The organism is Bacteroidota bacterium (genome assembly GCA_016711505.1).
GTDB lineage: Bacteria > Bacteroidota > Bacteroidia > AKYH767-A > 2013-40CM-41-45 > JADKIH01.
Window position 1 is genome coordinate 42234 of record JADJSV010000001.1, and the last position, 18102, is coordinate 60335.

At 37.2% G+C, this 18102-nt stretch carries 5 protein-coding genes; all 5 read right to left on the reverse strand.

The window, feature by feature from the left end:
* Positions 1–14: 14 nt before the first annotated feature.
* On the reverse strand, positions 15–9146 hold the full coding sequence (locus IPL24_00200; protein ID MBK8362139.1) for a choice-of-anchor D domain-containing protein: 9132 nt from the start codon (positions 9144–9146) through the stop codon (positions 15–17).
* A gap of 212 nt (positions 9147–9358) precedes the next feature.
* Positions 9359–10096, reverse strand: a complete 738-nt coding sequence (locus tag IPL24_00205) for a response regulator transcription factor (GenBank protein ID MBK8362140.1) — start codon at positions 10094–10096, stop codon at positions 9359–9361.
* A 38-nt stretch (positions 10097–10134) separates the two neighbouring features.
* Positions 10135–12921 (reverse strand): histidine kinase, encoded by a 2787-nt coding sequence (locus IPL24_00210; GenBank protein ID MBK8362141.1) that lies wholly within the window; start codon positions 12919–12921, stop codon positions 10135–10137.
* Between the two features lie 346 nt (positions 12922–13267).
* Positions 13268–15427: a hypothetical protein gene (locus IPL24_00215; GenBank protein ID MBK8362142.1), complete on the reverse strand. Its 2160-nt coding sequence runs from the start codon at positions 15425–15427 to the stop codon at positions 13268–13270.
* 495 nt (positions 15428–15922) lie between these two features.
* Positions 15923–17887 (reverse strand): T9SS type A sorting domain-containing protein, encoded by a 1965-nt coding sequence (locus IPL24_00220; GenBank protein MBK8362143.1) that lies wholly within the window; start codon positions 17885–17887, stop codon positions 15923–15925.
* Positions 17888–18102 lie beyond the last annotated feature (215 nt).

Below are 18102 nucleotides of genomic sequence, written 5' to 3' on the forward strand. Positions count from 1 at the left end.
CAAACTAACAATTTCTATTCAATTACAAGTCTTTGTGTTTCGAAAGTTAGATTTTCGCTTCTTACACTTACGATGTAAACACCTTTTGCAATTTTATCAAGATTAACTTCAAATGAATTGAAACCAATAGCAGATTTCATTTGTTGATCTGAAACCAGATTGCCAAGCATGTCGGTAATTTTTATTGCAAATTTTTCATTCTCACTTGCATTAAATGTAATGTTCACATTTCCTTTTGTTGGATTTGGATATACATTAAATGCACTCTCTGTAATAGCTTCAGTGTTTTCAATTCCATTTCTGCAGCCAAGATTCACTGCTACATTTTTCTGACCCGGTTGTCCTGACCCACAATTGTTATTTGCATTCGCTCTTACGATTGCTGAACTTGTGGTAGCGCTTGTATAATTTACAATTGCTGATGAACCTGATGGCGTAATTGTAGCTCCACCTGTAACAGTCCAGTTCCATGATGTTGCAATTGATGTAGTGGTTGCAGAGTATGAAACCGAGTTGTTCGATTTACATACAGCATCTGATCCTGTTACAGTCGGTATAGCTGGGCGGGAAGTTACAGTGTAACAACGTTGAGGACTCGCACCGCAAGCATTCAAGGCGCTAACACATATGTTTCCTGCTGCTGAAGTGAATGCAGGAGTGAAGTTGACATTGATTGACAATCCATTTGTACTATTGATTGTAACTCCTGAAGGAACTGTCCACTGATAATTTGTTGCACCTGCAACAGGAGCTATCGAATATAACTGATTCGTTAGTCCACATAGTCCTGCTCCTAATCCGGAAATTGATCCCGGTTGGGTTGGAGTTGAAAATACAGTGAAAGATTTTGACGAGCTGCCACAATAGTTGAATCCGGTGACAGTAACTATTCCTGAAGTCCAGCCTGGTCCAAAGTTAATCACTTGAGACGATGTAGTACTTGTTAAAGTAGTTGCTCCCAAGGTTGCATTTCCTGTAACAGACCAAACATATGATGTTGCTCCCGGTACCACGGCAATTGAATAAGTTGAAGATGAATTCGCGCAAACATAATTCGAGCCACTTACCGCACCAAGTATTGGATTGCCGGTAACTATCATTCCTCTTACTGCACTATTTGAATAGCAGTTTGTCGAGTAAACCTGAACTGAACCCTGACCAAATCCTGCAGGAAGATTAACAGTAATTGTATTTGTTCCCTGTCCTGAAAGAATAGTGATTCCGCCGGAAACGGTCCAGTTAAATCCAAGTGCATTATTTGCTGTGGTTGAATAAGTCGCTGTCGAAGGACCACAAGCAATAGCCGGTCCAACAATAATGGTTGGTTGTGTCGGATAGGTTGTGATTACAGGTATGTTTTTAGAGACCTGAAGTCCAGGTCCACAAATATTCACACCTGCAACACTGATGAATCCACCGTTATAGTTTGAACTGAATGATAGTGTAATAGAATTTGTTGTTGAACTTCCGGTTGCACCATTTGGTAATGTCCAAACATAAGATGTAGCACCAGGTACAACAGAAACACTATAAACAATTCCTGAACTATTGCGACAAGCTGCTGATGGTCCAGAAATTGGACCTGGAGCTTGAAGCAAAGTTGCAGTTGGATTTCCAACAGTTGCAAAAGCAGATCCGGTACAGCCGTTAGCATCTGTAATGATCACAGAATAATTTCCTGGTAACAATCCTGATGCTGTTGCAGTTGTTTGTGATCCGGCATTGGCAGACCATAGGTAAGAATAACTTCCTGTACCACCTGTTGCGATAACTGAAGCAGAACCATCATTACCCGAACATCCCGGAATCGTTGCAGTAGTACTTCCTTCAACTTTGGATGGCTGCGATAATGAAACTTCGACTGATCCCGGACAACCATTCGCATCAATAATTGAATAGGTTGCTGTTCCGGCAAACTGACTGAATGAGCCTGTGCCAATGTAAGGAACAGTACCACCGGTCGCTGTTACCATTACAGCTGTTGAGTTTCCAAAACACTGTATAGTTCCTGATGTTGCTGTTATTTGTAAAGAATCAGGTTGAGTTATGATAAATGAATCAACAACTGAAGTACAACCCATTGAATCAGTTGCAATGACGTGGAAAATTCCTGCTGCTAAATCATCAGTATTGGCAAAATTTAATGACTTAGTGCATATTCCTGGATTTCCTGCTCCCATGTACTTGCAAAAGAAACCTCGTGGACATTCCGAATTACTACTACATGCGTCTCTTGCTTTGTCAATATAAGAGTAAGTAAGTTCAAAAGTGATATTTCCTATTCCACCACTTGTTATAAGTTCAACAGATCCTTCACTGCCACCATAACATAAGACGTTAGTCAATACATTTGGAGTAACAGTAAGAGCAGCTGGTTCTGTAATTGTATATGTTCCAGAAGCACTGCTTCCAAGACTATCAATTACAGTTAAAGTATAATTTCCCGGTGCCAGACCAACGTTCGTAGGAGTTGTAACTCCATTACTCCATGTATATGTATATGGCGGTGTACCACCATAAACCGGTACACTGATATTGCCATCATTTACTCCCCAACAAGAAACATTTGTTACTGTAGCAGTTCCGACTTGTGGATCATTTGGTACATTGATATCAATTGGTCCTGCGATTATCGGTTTAACACCATCACATTCTCCCCATTTCAAAAGATAATCTGATTCGATAGTTCCTGCAATGCTAATTCCCATTGCTACTGAATACAAATTTCTGACTGCTGCTCTGATGCAATGTTGTCCTGCAGGTAAGAATTTTTGATATTGAATATGTTCCGGTGTTGACCATGAACTTACACTTCCAAAGATGGTTCCCGGATCTTCTGCAAGATAGAATTCAGCATAGTCATCGGCAAGTGCATTGAAATCAAATTTGACTGTGTCAGCTTTGCAAAGACAGAAACAATATTCGAATTCATAAGCTGAATCAGGAGCAGGATTTGAATATTCATCTCTGTAATGATTGTAAGCTGAAATCCATTGACCATTACCTAAAGCACTTGGCCATGACGGATGCTTCGCAATCGTCCATGCAGAATATGGTTTTGCGGCTGTAATGTCAGGCGTAGCATGAACTACTGACCAGCCACCGTCCGAAACATTTGTTCCATATGTACTATTAGTATTGTGATCAAATCCTGTACTCATAACAAGTGATGTAGTAAGTATTGAATCCGGACAATCAGGCTGACAACCTTTGAATGAGATATCGTCAATACCATAGTCATTTCCTGAATAACCGAAGTTCGTTTGGAATAAAAATAATTCTGCTGAAGTAATGTCGGTTGATGGTGTCCATGTACCAACATATTGTGTCCACTGATTTGGAATTGCTGAGCTAACTACGGAATGTAAAGTATAGATTGTATTATTTAAAACATCACGAACTTGCAGTGACATTGATGGTTTTGGTGAAGGCTGTGAAATTTTTGGATGGATCCAATAACTAAAGACATATGTTTTACCACCTGTTAGTGTACCTAAATTTTGTGACCATATTGTTGCCGGAGCTGAATCGTGTCCATCAATGATGAGGAAATTATAAGGGCCTGAAGTTCCACTAACTGTATTTGAATGATCAGCTATATTCAAAAGTAATCCACATTTAGATTGAGCATTAGTTCCAATGCAGTAAGAATTAAATGAACATAAGCATGATAGACTTAAACTACTACCTATGCTGGCAGAAGAATTTCTAAAATCTCCATTTACAACAAGTTCTTTTCCTAATGGATTCAGTGAATCGCAACAGTTGATTGGAGTTATTGTGAAATTGCTTGATGAAGTACAGCCGTTATTATCAGTAAGAGTGAATGTATATGTACCTGCTGCGAAAGTTGCTATCGTAGTTATCGATGATCCATTTGAGAGCACTCCCGGTGTTGCCCAGGGTTGAATTATATAACTATAGTCACCTGTTCCACCTGATGCAGTAATGCCTATCGGACCCTGTTCACCGAAGCAAAGGTCAGTTGGCGGAGTTAACGTAACGGATATTGGTAAGGGTTCTGATACCACAAAAGTTTCTGTGTATGTACAACCATTTCCATCTACACCTGTAATGATGTATGATCCTGCAGGCAGGTTATCAAAACTATAATTTTCTGATAAGATTGGATTCACACTATTTGGGTCAGGATCAATCACAACAGTAAATCCCGGAAGACCTCCTAATACTTGTCCATAAATACGACCTGAACTTTGTCCACTGCACAATACGTTTTCTACTGTTGCAGTAACCAAGACAGAGTAAACACTTATGCAAACGAAATCTGAATCTGAACAGCCCGAAGCGTCTGTTACTAAAAGCATGTAACAAGTACTGATATTCGGACAAACAGTTGTTGTATTGCTATTCGATATTAAAGTGCGCTCAGGCATTTTGTACCATGACATTGTTGTACCTGCATAAGTTGGACTTGCCAGAGTAGCACAACTTCCGGCACATATTTCTTGATCAGTACCGGCATCCACTTCAGGAAAATCATCGCATGGAGAAAGTGACATACAAATGTTGTCAATTTCTCCCCATGATACTTCACTGGCATCATCGATCGGACTGTCATTGGTTACACTGATTGTTAGAGTTGTGTAATCTGCATCAGCAATCCACTCATCTAATTCATATGTTACCCATGTTCCGGTATTTGTAATGTCAATTGACGTTCCGACCACTGATCTTGCAATAGCACCTGTAGTAGGGGAATTGTCAAGCAATGTTCCGTTTGAAGCTCGGAATAAAAATCTCACAAACTGATCTGCTGTCGGTGGAGTATTGATATCATTCCATCTTGCACAGAAGCAAAGTTTATACTTATGTCCTTCTAAGATTTGAGCAGGAATAGTTTGTTGTATTGATTCTGCAGAAAATTTATTTCCCCACATTCTCACATAGCCATTATCCTGACAGCCTTGTGCAACAATTATCTGAGGAGAATTAGTTGCTCTGCTCCAGTTTGAAACGGTACCACCGGAACCAATATTTCCGGACACCGTCAGACCATCTGTAAATCCTGAATTTTGAACGAAGCTTCCAATGCAACAACAATTTATTTCTTCAACAGTTGTAGTGGTTGTTGTAACACACCCTGCAGCATCGGTAATAATAATTGTATAATCATCGGCTGCATAAATTTGAGGCGTTGTAAAAGGAATATTATTCGTAATTGTACCTTGAGTATAGCCTGGCGTAATTGTATAAGAGTAGTTTGCATTTCCGCCATTTACTGTAAGGATAAGAGCACCTTGTTCACCAATACAAACGTCAGATGGAGGTGTAACATTTACTGAAAGTGTACTTAAGGATATGCATACAGTATCAGAATATTCACATAGAGTAATTGGATCAATAACCTTGAATTCATAACAGCCCTCGCCAATTACTGTAGGATCCGAAGTTGCTTGACCGGAATTTATTAAACCTCCATTTAGCGGTGTCCAAATAATTTGTGCGCCGGCAATATTTGTTGTCCCATGTAAAGCAATCCCTGAATTTGAGTTGCATACTACTGTATCACGTCCTGCATTAGCAAACAAAAATGATGTCTTGCATGAACCATGTTTCAAAAGATGATTTCCGGAAATTGTTCCACTTATATCAATACCAAGCGGCCCACCAGCGTTTCTGAGATCAGCTTTCAATCGATGACTTCCTTTCTCTAAGAAAATGGTATATAAAAAATTTTGTTGTCCGGCTTGTTGTCCAGTGAGAGTTACTGATTGATAATATAATGTATTCGAAAAATTATTTACATAGATAGCCAGCGAATCATCAGCAAGACTATGTAAATCAAACGTTACTGAATCGTCTTCACACAAACAGAATTCATAGTCAAATGTAAATGGTAAGTCCGAATACAAATTACTTCCAGCATAACCTGAAGCATCAATTGAAATCCATTGACTTAGTGGGAACGGGAAAAAGTTGGGGTTGTTAAAGGGATTATAATATATCGTACTTCCACTTGCAGGAAGCGTTAATGAAGACCAACTTGGTTGCTGTGTGATTGCCCAATTAAGTTCAGTTGCTCCGATACCCAAAGCTGAATTTGTGTTTTCATTATATCCTGTATTAATAACTAATGATGGAGTTGTGTTCAGACTGTTACATGTAAAACAATCTTCTCTTGTTCCTTGAATTGCAAATTCATAGTCATTTTCATCACAATCGTCGTTAATAATATGGACAGTTGCTGTCTTAATTCCTGACGCAAGAGGAGAAAAAGTAATTATAAACGTTGCTGAATTTCCGGGTAGAATAGGGGATGCAGGAGTAAGTCCACTGATTGTAAAATCACTTCCTGAAACTGAAAGACTAAGTATGTTTAATGGTGAAGTTCCCGTATTGAATATTGTATATGTCTGTGATACACTATTTGTAAGATTTACAGTTCCAAAATCTGTATGATCTGAAACATCAGCAGTCACATCGCCATCCTGAATGATTATACCATTTCCTTTGATTTCAATTTCAGCTACATCGATTGTTCCGGAACAACTGCTGCCAATACTAACTGCGCCAGGTGCAATCCAGTTTGAAGTAGGTCCATCCAGCGTGAAATTTCTAAGATCGCCAAGCAAAGAGTTTGTTTTACTATCAAAAGGTTTTATTTCTAGAGGATTTGATTGTGCATCAAATCCCTGATTGAATTTATAGTAAGCTAATAGTCCTGGTTCTGCACCCGACAATTCACAATTCTTTGTGAGAATTAACTCGCCGCAATCTCTTGCATAATCCCAGATTCTTAGTTCATCATAAATTCCAACACAATTTGTGTTTTGCTCAGGCTCATCGAAGTCAGATGCTTCGGCACCTATAATTGTGGAATTGTCAATATTGTAAACAATAGGGTAAATGCCACCTGCATCATTACTTGCAACCATGATTCCATCGACAAATAATTTATTGTAGCGACCATCATATGTCATTGCTAAGTGATGCCAGCCCGATGATAATCCTGAACAATTGAAAGAAGCAATACCATATGTTCCATTTCTGAAAACCCATGAACTTAACATATTTCCCGGGTCAAATTCAATTGAATATCCTCCGCCTTGAGTATTCCCTATAATTGTTTTATCAAGTACAGCTGCCCAATCTGATTGATGAAGCCAGATTTCAACAGTAAGTTCTGGTTCAGGTTTGATTAAACTATTTGGACCAAGACTTATATAGTCATCAATGCCATCAAAATCTAATGCTTCAGCAGGACAACTTTCTAAGATGACACAAACTATATCTGAAGCAGTACATCCGGTTAGTGGATCTGTGACTGTAAATTCATAGCAGCCTTCTCCTGAAACCATCAGGTCAGTTGTGCCTTGTCCTCCGGAAATAGAACCCTGGCCAAGAGCTGTCCATACAATTGAAGCGCCAATTACATTCGTTGTTCCTTGAAGAAAGAGTGGTGCATTGATTTGACATGTTGTTTGATCAAATCCTGCATCTGCTGTAATTTCATCTACAATTATAGAAGTTGTAGTTGATTCACCAAGTATATTTCCAACAGTTAAAGTATATGTTGTTCCACCAGTTAAATTGATGATAGTAGAATCATTGATCATTGTCCCACCTGACCATGAATAGGTATATGGCCCGCAACAACTGATTACATGGGCTTGAATTGTATCACAACCTATTCGATCTAATGTTACTTCCAGTCCTGTTGAATTAAAACAAACATTATCAAATCCTCTGATCTCTCCGGCATTTCCAAATTGATCTGCTTCAAATAATATTGCATCTAAATGATTTGTTACAGGATCCCAGTCGTTTGCATTTGTTCCGGCTATAGGTGTCCAAACTCCATTCGGAGAAGTTGGCATTGGGTTGCAATTTGTAATCGGTGCACAGATTCTTAACCATCCATCTGTTTCACGAATATAATTGTTTGCTGTGTATTTAAATCCCTTAGGACCACGCATAATGTAAAATACCGGTTGTGCTGCTAAAACAGCAGTGTTATCTGCATCTTCAAACAATTTAATATCATAACAGAATTCACCGCAACACCAGCGACCATTAAAGTCAATACCTGTTTCAACTTTGGACGGCCCATCAATGTCAAATGCACTGATATAATAATCATTTGTTCCAAGTTGAGATCCTGAATTGCTTATTGATAAACTTACATTTGGTGAAGCAGTATCAGGAATCCATCCATGAAGATCATTGTCATTAAAATCCCGGCATTCAGTTTCAATACAAGGGCAATTTACTACAAGTATACTGTTGTTGATTGTTTCATTTTGTTGAGTTGCCGGATTAAAATAGGTATAAGTCAGCACTTGTAATCCTAAACTCGCCGGATGCATTGGATGAAAAACGCCATTTGCATCTACACCAAACCCGGAATAAGTTCCACCCGTTGGAGTTGCACCTGACAATTGAAGTGGAGCATCGCCACTGCAGATCTCAGCATATGTATCAGGCCAGCTTAGTACACTGGAAGGTTCAACGCAACCGGGACAAGGAGGGAATGAACCTGAGAACTGACAGGACACCCCAAGCAGAATATTGGATTCGATGTTCAGGAGATCTGCGGCTTCGACAAAACCATCTCCATTCAAATCAGTACAGACGTAACCATTTAAAAATAAAACGATATCATCAGAAACAATATCCCTGTCCATTTCATTGATGATGCAATCATGATTTACATCACCTGTATAAAGGGCATATACTCCGGATTCAACTTCAATTACATTTCCTCCGAAAGAGTTTGATGCTGTTGTAGTGAAATCATACACAGTTATATTTGAAAGCATGACAGGATCAGCACTCATCGTTTGTAAGGTATTCCTATGGCAGATGTTCAGATAATACTCTGATCCGGTTAATGAAGATACCGTAACAATACATGACCCGTCTGATTTCAAAGTTCCTGTAACTGTTTCTTGTACTGCGAAGGTCATCGGATCGATAAGTTTGACAGTAATATTGTCCACATCAGTGGCGTCCATACTTAATCCGGAATTAAATAATAGCGGATTCATTGTACCGCCGGAAATGTAATACCCCTGTAGAAATAATTTGAGTTCTAAGGTTGCAGAGTTAACTGTCTGTATAAAACAGAAAACAAGTGCCAGCAATGCTATGATTGCTTTTTTTGGAGAGAATAGTTCTGAATTCATGTGCTTGATATTTGTAATATTAGCTGATGTGTGTCTTGGAATAGACAACATAAATGAAGTCAGAATAAAAGTACTTTTCTCAGTAGTTTATTCTACGGTCGTTTTTTCAAATAAAAGGTCAAATCGGTAACATTAACGGTAATTGCCGATTTAAGAAAATGTACATGAACCAACAGTGACACGAGGCAGGAAGTTTAAACAGGATGATGATTTCAGCGTAAACTCATAGCCTCAACAAATTCATCTTTTTTCCTTCGTGAAATTTCAACATTCGAGCCATCACTCATTTGAACAAAATATCCGTCTGTACGACTGAATTGTTTTACATGTTTTAAATTAATAAGATGTGATTTATGAATTCTGAAAAAGTTAAATTCATTCAATAATGTTTCATACTCTTTAATTCCTTTTGCCGCAGTGTACTTTTCATTCAAACTGAAGATATAGGTGTAATTTACGTCAGCTTCAAGTCTGATGATCTCATCAGTTGATAAAAACACCAAGCCGTTTTGAATTGGTACAGCCAGCTTATGAACTCTTTCGGATTGAAGATTCTCGACAAGTCCCTTGTACTGGGCCTGATGATTATAGTTTATTTCCTTGATGGCTTTTTTTGTGGATTCTATAAGATCCGATGCTTCGACTGGTTTGAGTAAGAAATCGATAGCAGAAAATTTTATTGCCTTTATTGCATAGTGAGAATGAGCAGTAACAAAAATAATTTTAAAGTTTACTTCGTCGAACATATTGAGCAGATCGAATGCACTCCTTTCTGATAATTCAATGTCCAAGAAAACTAATTGTGGTGAATTTAACCTGATAAGATGATATGCCTCTGCAGTTGATCCGGCTTCATCAATCACCTGGATCATCGGACAATTTTCCCGTAATAGTTTTTTAAGAGAATTCCGGTTTGCTTTTTCGTCATCGACTATTATTGCTGAAATCATAAAATTTTCAAAGGTTAACTCTCAAATATAATTAAATTTTATGATAATTCAATTTCAACTCTGGTTCCTATAGAAGCTTGATTTTTATCTTTTAAATCAATTATTTCGGCTTTAATTCCTTTATTATATGCTTTATTAAATGCTTCAATGCGTTCAAATGTCAAACGGGACCCGAATGACGTATGCTTTCCACGATTTTCCGAATTCCAGTTGGCAGAATCAATTCGACCAATTCCGTTGTCTTCGATGGCAATTAATATGTATTGATTTTTCTTCTGCACATAAATGAATATTTTTCCTTTTCCTGCCAGTTTATCAATTCCATGTTTGATTGCATTTTCAACAAAAGGTTGTAACAATAAAGAAGGAACCATGATGTCATCTGTATCGATTTCCGGATCAATAATTATTTCGAATTGGAATCCATCTTCAAATCGTTGCATTTCCAGAAATGCATAACTTCTGAGAGCTTGCAGTTCTTCTTCTAAAGAAACTTCCTGCACAGAAGAATTGTCTAAAGTATATCTCACTAATTTTGCAAATGACGTCAGATATTTTTCTGCAGAAGCAAGATCGTTTTCCTGCATATAATTTCGGATGGAATTCATTACATTAAATATGAAATGTGGATTCATCTGAGCCCGCATAGCAGTGAGCTGAAGTGAAGCTTGTTTCTTCTCATTATCATATTTTTCCTGAAATAATAAAATCCTTCTTTTGTAGAAAATATAAATTGATATCATTAATAGGATAAATATAATAGTCCTGAACCAGATCGTTTTCCACCAAGGTGATAGTATAGTGAAGCTTAACACTGCGGGCTGTTTACTCCACAACCCTGAATTGTTCATTGCTTTTACTGATAATGAATATTTACCGGGATCAAGTGAAAGAAATTCAACTTCACGATTTATTGTTGTCCCTACAATTGAATCATGGCCATTAAACAGTATATATTTGTAGGATTGATTCTTTCTACTTTTAAACATTGGTGATTCGAAGCCAATACTAAAAGTGTTCAATTTGTAGGGAAAGATATATTTATCACTTATTGTTGTATCAGAATTGTTTACCTGAAATCTGGTAAATTTTACGATAGGCGAATATTTATTTTCAAAATCTGAATGTGAGGAAAAAAACACAATACCTTTCTTTGAAGCTAGCCAAACTGTATCGTTTAATATAGCTATGTCATTGATTTCATTGTCCGGAATTCCTTCTTTAATGCCAATATTTTTTATTTCATATGTAAATTTTGAAAAATCTGAGAACTCAATAACGCTTATTCCGTTATTTGAAGCGCACCAGATTTTTCCTCTATCTATCGCAATCTTTCGAATTGTATTACTGCACAAACCGTTTGACTCCCCAATTGTTTTTAAACTACTGTCTTTCATCATAATCATTAATCCATGACCAACAGTAGCAAAACATAAACTTTCATTAATGGTATCTATATCATCAATCCTGAAATTGCTTAAACGATCGTTAAATTGATAAAATTTATTATTTTTAATGTCAAACTTGACTACCCCGTCAATACTTCCAATTATTAAATTATTATCAGTATTGGAAAAAATGCATGTCATTTTTGAATTTAGTTTGCATAACTCCGTTATTGAATCATTTGTTATCTGAAGCAACTTATCGTAGCATCCTGAAAATAATCCAAACTTATTTCTGGTAAAATTGATAGTTGCATTTTTAGTTCGTGCATACTTTATATAATTGAATTTATTTTTACTTAAATATGTTATGTTATCATTTCCAACATATAGGCTTAAATCTTCACGATCAAAATACAAACTTGTTATTGTGGGGCTTTCAAATTTTTTATCAAATACTGTCATTTCAGTAGTATTTATTTTTGCTAATGCAGCAGGAAAATAACCTGCATAAATATACTTGTCGTCACAAGTTAATGCTTGTGGCGCCTGCATTCTATCGTTCGAAACATAGTTTTTAACTTCGTGGTTTGGCAGATAGAAAATGCCATCGTTGATTGATGTCACCCAATAACCATTTTCTTTATCCTGCATTATATTGCTGATATAATTTCCATGCAGATATGATTTGCTTTTTGAAAGATCAGTAGTGGAATCAAAAAAGTATAAACCATTCTTTGTACATACCCACAAATTCTGAAATAAATCTTCAGTCATGTTAATTATTCCGTGAGGAACTTCTCCAACTTTTAAAAATGATTTATTTTTTAACTCAAATATGGTGGTGCCAATTGAAAATAATAACCTGTCATTTTTAAGTCGTACAGCACAAAGTTTACCGTCAGTCTTGTTTTGAAAGATAAAGCTAGTCGCACCATTTTTTGTCAGATGAAGAAGCCTTGTTGTATATCCTGGTTTTAATCCCGTTCCAATTGCATCGGCTTTTCTGGAATCAACTCTTTCATCAATTGAAATGAATGGAATATTGTTAATATTATGTGGCTTGATTCTGATGGTGACAATTCCTTTGGAATTAATAAGGTATTGGCCATATGTACTGCCAATATATATGGTTTCATTTTTATCTACAAAAATTGACAATTGAAAGCTTCCATTTATAAGCCCCTTAATTCTGTCATTGTAACGGTAAGCATTTATTTTTCCACCTTCATAAAAAAAGACCCGCCCTGAAAATGTAATCATCCAGATCCGTCCTTTAATATCCTGAAATAATCTGAAAACTACATTGTCATGTAATCCTTCCTTTGTTCCAAACGTTTTAAACTCATAACCATTATATCTGACAACACCTCTGTCTGTCGCAAACCACATGTAGCCATCCGAGTCCTGCATGGCTTCATAAATTTGAGAGGTTGGCAAACCATCATTAGTGGTGAAATGCTGAAAATAGGTTTGAGGTCCGAGCCCGGAACTTTTTACCGTTAAGAAAACAAGAAATATAGTGACTGAAATTAAATTCCTTAAAAACATATATACCTTAAAAATATAAAATCTTTCGTAGGATACAAATTAAAGGAGTTTTTCTGCTAAATACTCCTTTAAAAACAAAAAAAAACCACCTGAACTCAGGTGGTTTTTCTGCTTTTCATTATTGAATAGTCAATTAGTCAACAATTACTTTCAGTGATCTCTTTTCAGAATCACTTGTCAGATATCCGAAATAAATTCCTTTCTGATATTCCGATACATTTAATTCGATATGGTTTTATCCAACTTCTGATTCAAATGCTCTTGTATAAACTACTCTTCCCTGAATATCAAGTAAAGAAAGTGTATATGATTTTTGAACTTCAGAATTGAAGTCAATATTTAATAGATCATGAACCGGATTTGGATAAGCACTTAACTCAAGTGATGGTGCTGAAATTTCTTCAGTAACATTATTGCTGATTTCACGTGCGGCTACAACAACAATTGTCGTAGGTAATGAAGTAGAGAAACATCCACCTGCATTATATGCTCTCACTGTGTAAACTCCAGCACTTGTTACATTGATCGAACGACTTGTTGCGCCTGTTGACCACAGATAACCACCTGCTGTTGTTGATGTCAGGGTAACTGAACCACCTGAAACAATTACAGGAGAACCACTCAAAGAGATTGTAGGTACTGCAGGCGGAGTACATCCGCTTTTGCTGACGATCGCTGCAGTTGATGTTGCTTTACAACCATTGCTTCCCGTAACAGTAACACGATATGCACCTTGTGTTGAGACAACAATTGATCTTGATGTCTGAGTCGTTGACCATAGATATGCGTTAGCTGTAGTTGAAGTTAATGTCACACTTGGATGAGATGTTGTTAATGACAAAGAACCGTTTGCAGAAATTGAAGGTGTTGTAGGGGCAGTTAACATTGTAACTGTATTGTTTGTCGATTGTGCAGAACAATTCGGTCCGCTATAAGCACGTACCCAATAAGTTCCTGCTGCAGATACATTGATCGTTCGTGTAGTAGCTCCTGTTGACCATAAATAACCATTTGCTGCAGACGATGTAAGGGTTAAAATTGAACCCGGACAAACGTTTAATGAACTGCTTGCAGTTACAGTTGGAGTCGTTGGACCACTGTTTGCATTTACAGTCGTAACAGCAGAAGTTCCACCACAACCACCTGAATTTGTTGTTACAGAATAACTTCCGGAAGCAGATACAGTGATTGATTGTGTCGTAGCACCGTTACTCCATAGATAAGAAGATGCCGAACTGGAAGATAAAACTACACTGCCACCTGCACAAAATGATGTTGAGCCATTGGCTGAAACTGTTGGAGTAGAGCCGGAGGTTGTAATTGAAACTATTGCAGGAGTTGATGTTGCATTTGTTCCACTTGAATTAGTTACACGTACTGTATATGATCCCGGACTTGTTACTGTTATTGAACGTGTTGTTTGTCCACCGGGACTCCATAAATATTGTGAACCGCTATTAGCTGTTAATACAACAGATCCTCCTGAACAAAAACTTAATGGACCACTTGCGCTGATTGTAGCAGTAGCAGTCGTTGTTTTTGGCATATAAGTGTAGTGGAACCATGCGTAACCCTGTAAATTGATATACTGTTTCCATGATCCGGTTTCAGCTGTATAATGTGCGCTATAAGTTTGATATGCTTTTGTAAAAGGATTTGATTGTAGCCATGGGCCCATAAATGAAGATTCACTACTAAATAAAGGAATGATTTTAACAGATGTATTCATACTGGCAACCATTTGAAGTCTGCCTCGTGAATATGAAAACAGATCAGCATCAGTTGGACGGTAAGCATGAAGCAAAATCCGGTCTGCTCTTGTAGTTAGTTGTTGCATTTGACCTTGTGCCGGCCATCCAAGATAGATTTCTGATGTTAAACCATATTGAGCTGTCAATACATCAATCTTTTTGAATTCGATCCATGCAAATCTCCACGCCCCTGCTGAATCGCAACTGTACCCATTTGGAGAAAGATATCTGCTGCAGTACAATGCAGATATGCTTGACTGATTCCAGAATTCGAATTCGTAATTGAATACATCAAATCTCTCATTTGCTGAGGTTCTGCCATTGTTATAAGGAACAATGTAATTTGAGAAGAACGAAGCGATCTCTCCTGATGCACCCATTTGAGTAATTCCATAATTGGCACGTGCTCTGCTTAAAAAAGCTGCAACATTATTCTTAACAGTTGTACTGGTCCAGTTTAATGAACCTAAGTCATAAAAAATAATGTAGTTGTAACCATTTCCCTGTGCATAGTCAAGAATGGCGTTTTCCTGGGTGGTATTTCCCAACCAGCTATTAATGCCTTTCAAATAGAAAGCGCGTACATTACTTGATTGACCATACGAAGTCAAGCAAATCAGGAATAATCCTGCCAACAATTTCATTACCTTTTGGTTCATCTTTTATACTTTAGTTAATTTATTATACAACACTTCTCTTTTCTCGATTTAACATTTGCAATTTGTCCAAAACAGCTCCAACCCATTAAAAGGTTCCCCCTGAAATAAACTTCTTGATTTAACTGTTTGTGACCTGAAATATCTTGTCCGGATTTAATGCCGGTTTGATTACTTCTTTCCCCTCAAACTTTTCGTAGGCGAAGATATATGTAAAAGTCCTTCGTGATACGTCTATAATCCTTTAAGTTGCAAAAAAATCCAAAAATACTTCATATTCACGCCAAATTCGAGGTTTTTGAAGGTGAATCCCTCTTCATCTTTGAAAATCCAAGATACTTTGTAGGGTACATGAAGTTTTTCTAAAACTTTAACATTTAAAGTTTTCAACAATCTAGACCGTTTATGAACAAAATCAAAATCCCGGTCATAAACCGGGATTTTTCTTTGTTAAGGCATACTTTTTTGTGTGTTTTAAGGTTGTTATTTTTCTATCATTAATCGCTTTGTTTCGTTTTGGTATGGTGTCACCAGGCGGATAAAATATATCCCGTTCGGTAATTCCTGTGTATCTATGTAAAGTTCATTATCTCCATCAATGAAATATGGATTCATCTGTTTTATAATTCTTCCTCCGATGTCTATAAAATCAATTGTTGATTTAGTTTCAGCAAGTGAGAAGAATGATAGGGTAAGATTCTCTCGGGCAGGATTGGGATAGATTTGTAATTCTTCCGTTTCGATATCCTCGATTCCAATCGACTTCGATGCATAAGAAGAAGGTGAAATTAGTGCTGAGTTTGAAATTGTAGTGAAATTCTTTTTTGGTGAATATGATCCGGAAGTTGCACCACAAATAGTTTTTACTCGCCATTGATATTTAGTATTTGGTGCAAGTCCTGTCAGGATAATATTTGTTTGTCCTACATTCGGCATTCGAACGTAACTGTAGTTAGGAGAATTTTCAGGTTTATACCGGATCACCAATGAATCACTTGCCGGCAAGGCATTCCATTTTAGTTTTTGGGATTTAGATGTTATTGATTCGGAAAGCATTCCATCTGGTGTAGTTAATAAACATACTTGTTGAGTCGGAATAACAATGCTTTCCGTTAATGAAGTTGCTGAACAACCTAAACTATTTGTTACAACTACAGTATAGTCACCGGTAGTAGTTGCATCATGATTTGCATTGTTAGCTCCACTGATCGATGAATTATTTAACTTCCATTGATAGCTGCTGATCGTTCCTGTGGTTGCTTCTGCTATTGATGAAATTGTGATCGAATTATTATTTAAAGCTCCCTGAGAAATTGATACTGTAGGTAAGCCATTCACTGCTACTGTAACTGCTGATGTTGTTTGAGTAACACCGTTCTTTGTAACCTGACAAGTATAGGTTCCCGAAGTTGTTGCAGTTATGGATGAAGTTGTGGCATTGTTCGACCACAGGTAAGATGTACCACCACCGGCAGTAATCGTTACACTTCCTCCAGCACAAAATGTAGTTGCACCCGAAGCATTAATAGTAGCGGTGAAGGTGGTATTACCTGATCCGGGTAATGGCTTTGGCATGTAACTGTACGTAAACCATTGAAAACCGAGCAGGTTTATATACTGAACACTTGCTGAAAGATCAGCCTGGAAATCTGCCTTGTATTTATTGAATGCTTCAATCTGTGCATGTGAATTTAACCATGGCCCCATAAAATTCGGTTCAGAAGAAAAGATAGGAGCGACATTAACTGTTGAATTATTTGATGCAAGATATTGCAAACGATTTTTACTGTAACCATAAACGGAAGATGGATCAACTCTATATGCATGCAATAATATCCGGTCAACATTCCTTTGTATCTGAGAACCTTGCCCTTGGTTGAACCAACCTAGATATGTTTCTGATGTAACCCCCTGAACTGTTGCAAGTGAATCGATCAGATGCATATTCTGTATGAAATATTTGAATCCACCACTTGAATCACACGAACAATTGTTTGGCTGAAGATATTGCGTGCAATAATATCCACCGGGATTTACTGATGCTGCTGTCCAGAATTCAAACTCAAGATTGAAAGCAGAAAATTTTTCATTTGCATTTGTTCTTCCTGCATTATATGGACCAATTTTATTTTGAAAAGTTGAATATGATTCCCCAACTGCTCCTATGTCAGCAATACCATATGTTTCTCTCGCCTTTCTGATAAAGGATGCCAACCTGTTTACTGAAGTTGAATTGCTGAAGTTTATTGTATGAAGATCATACAATAGGAGATAGTTGAATGAACTATCCACTGCATACTGTAGTAGACTATCTTCCTTTACAGTGTTTCCTAATATCGAGGCAAAGCCATTGACATAGATCCCACGGAAGGAAGGAGTTTGCTGTGCTTCTGATCTGAAAGAGAACAGATAGAATGCTAAAAGTGCGATTAAGTATTTGTGTTTCATTTGCTGTCCAGATGTTTTAAATGTCTGATATGGTTGCAAACTACACTGTGAGAGGCCTTGCAAATTGAACTATTCAGGAGTTTGAGCAACTTGTAAGTTTTATCCGTCTATTCAGCCTTCATTCTGGAATGATTATGAAACCTATAGTAAAAAATGCTTTTTTTGCGAAAAAATCGCATTTTAATTATGCCAAAGTTCATTTTTGATAAAATCAC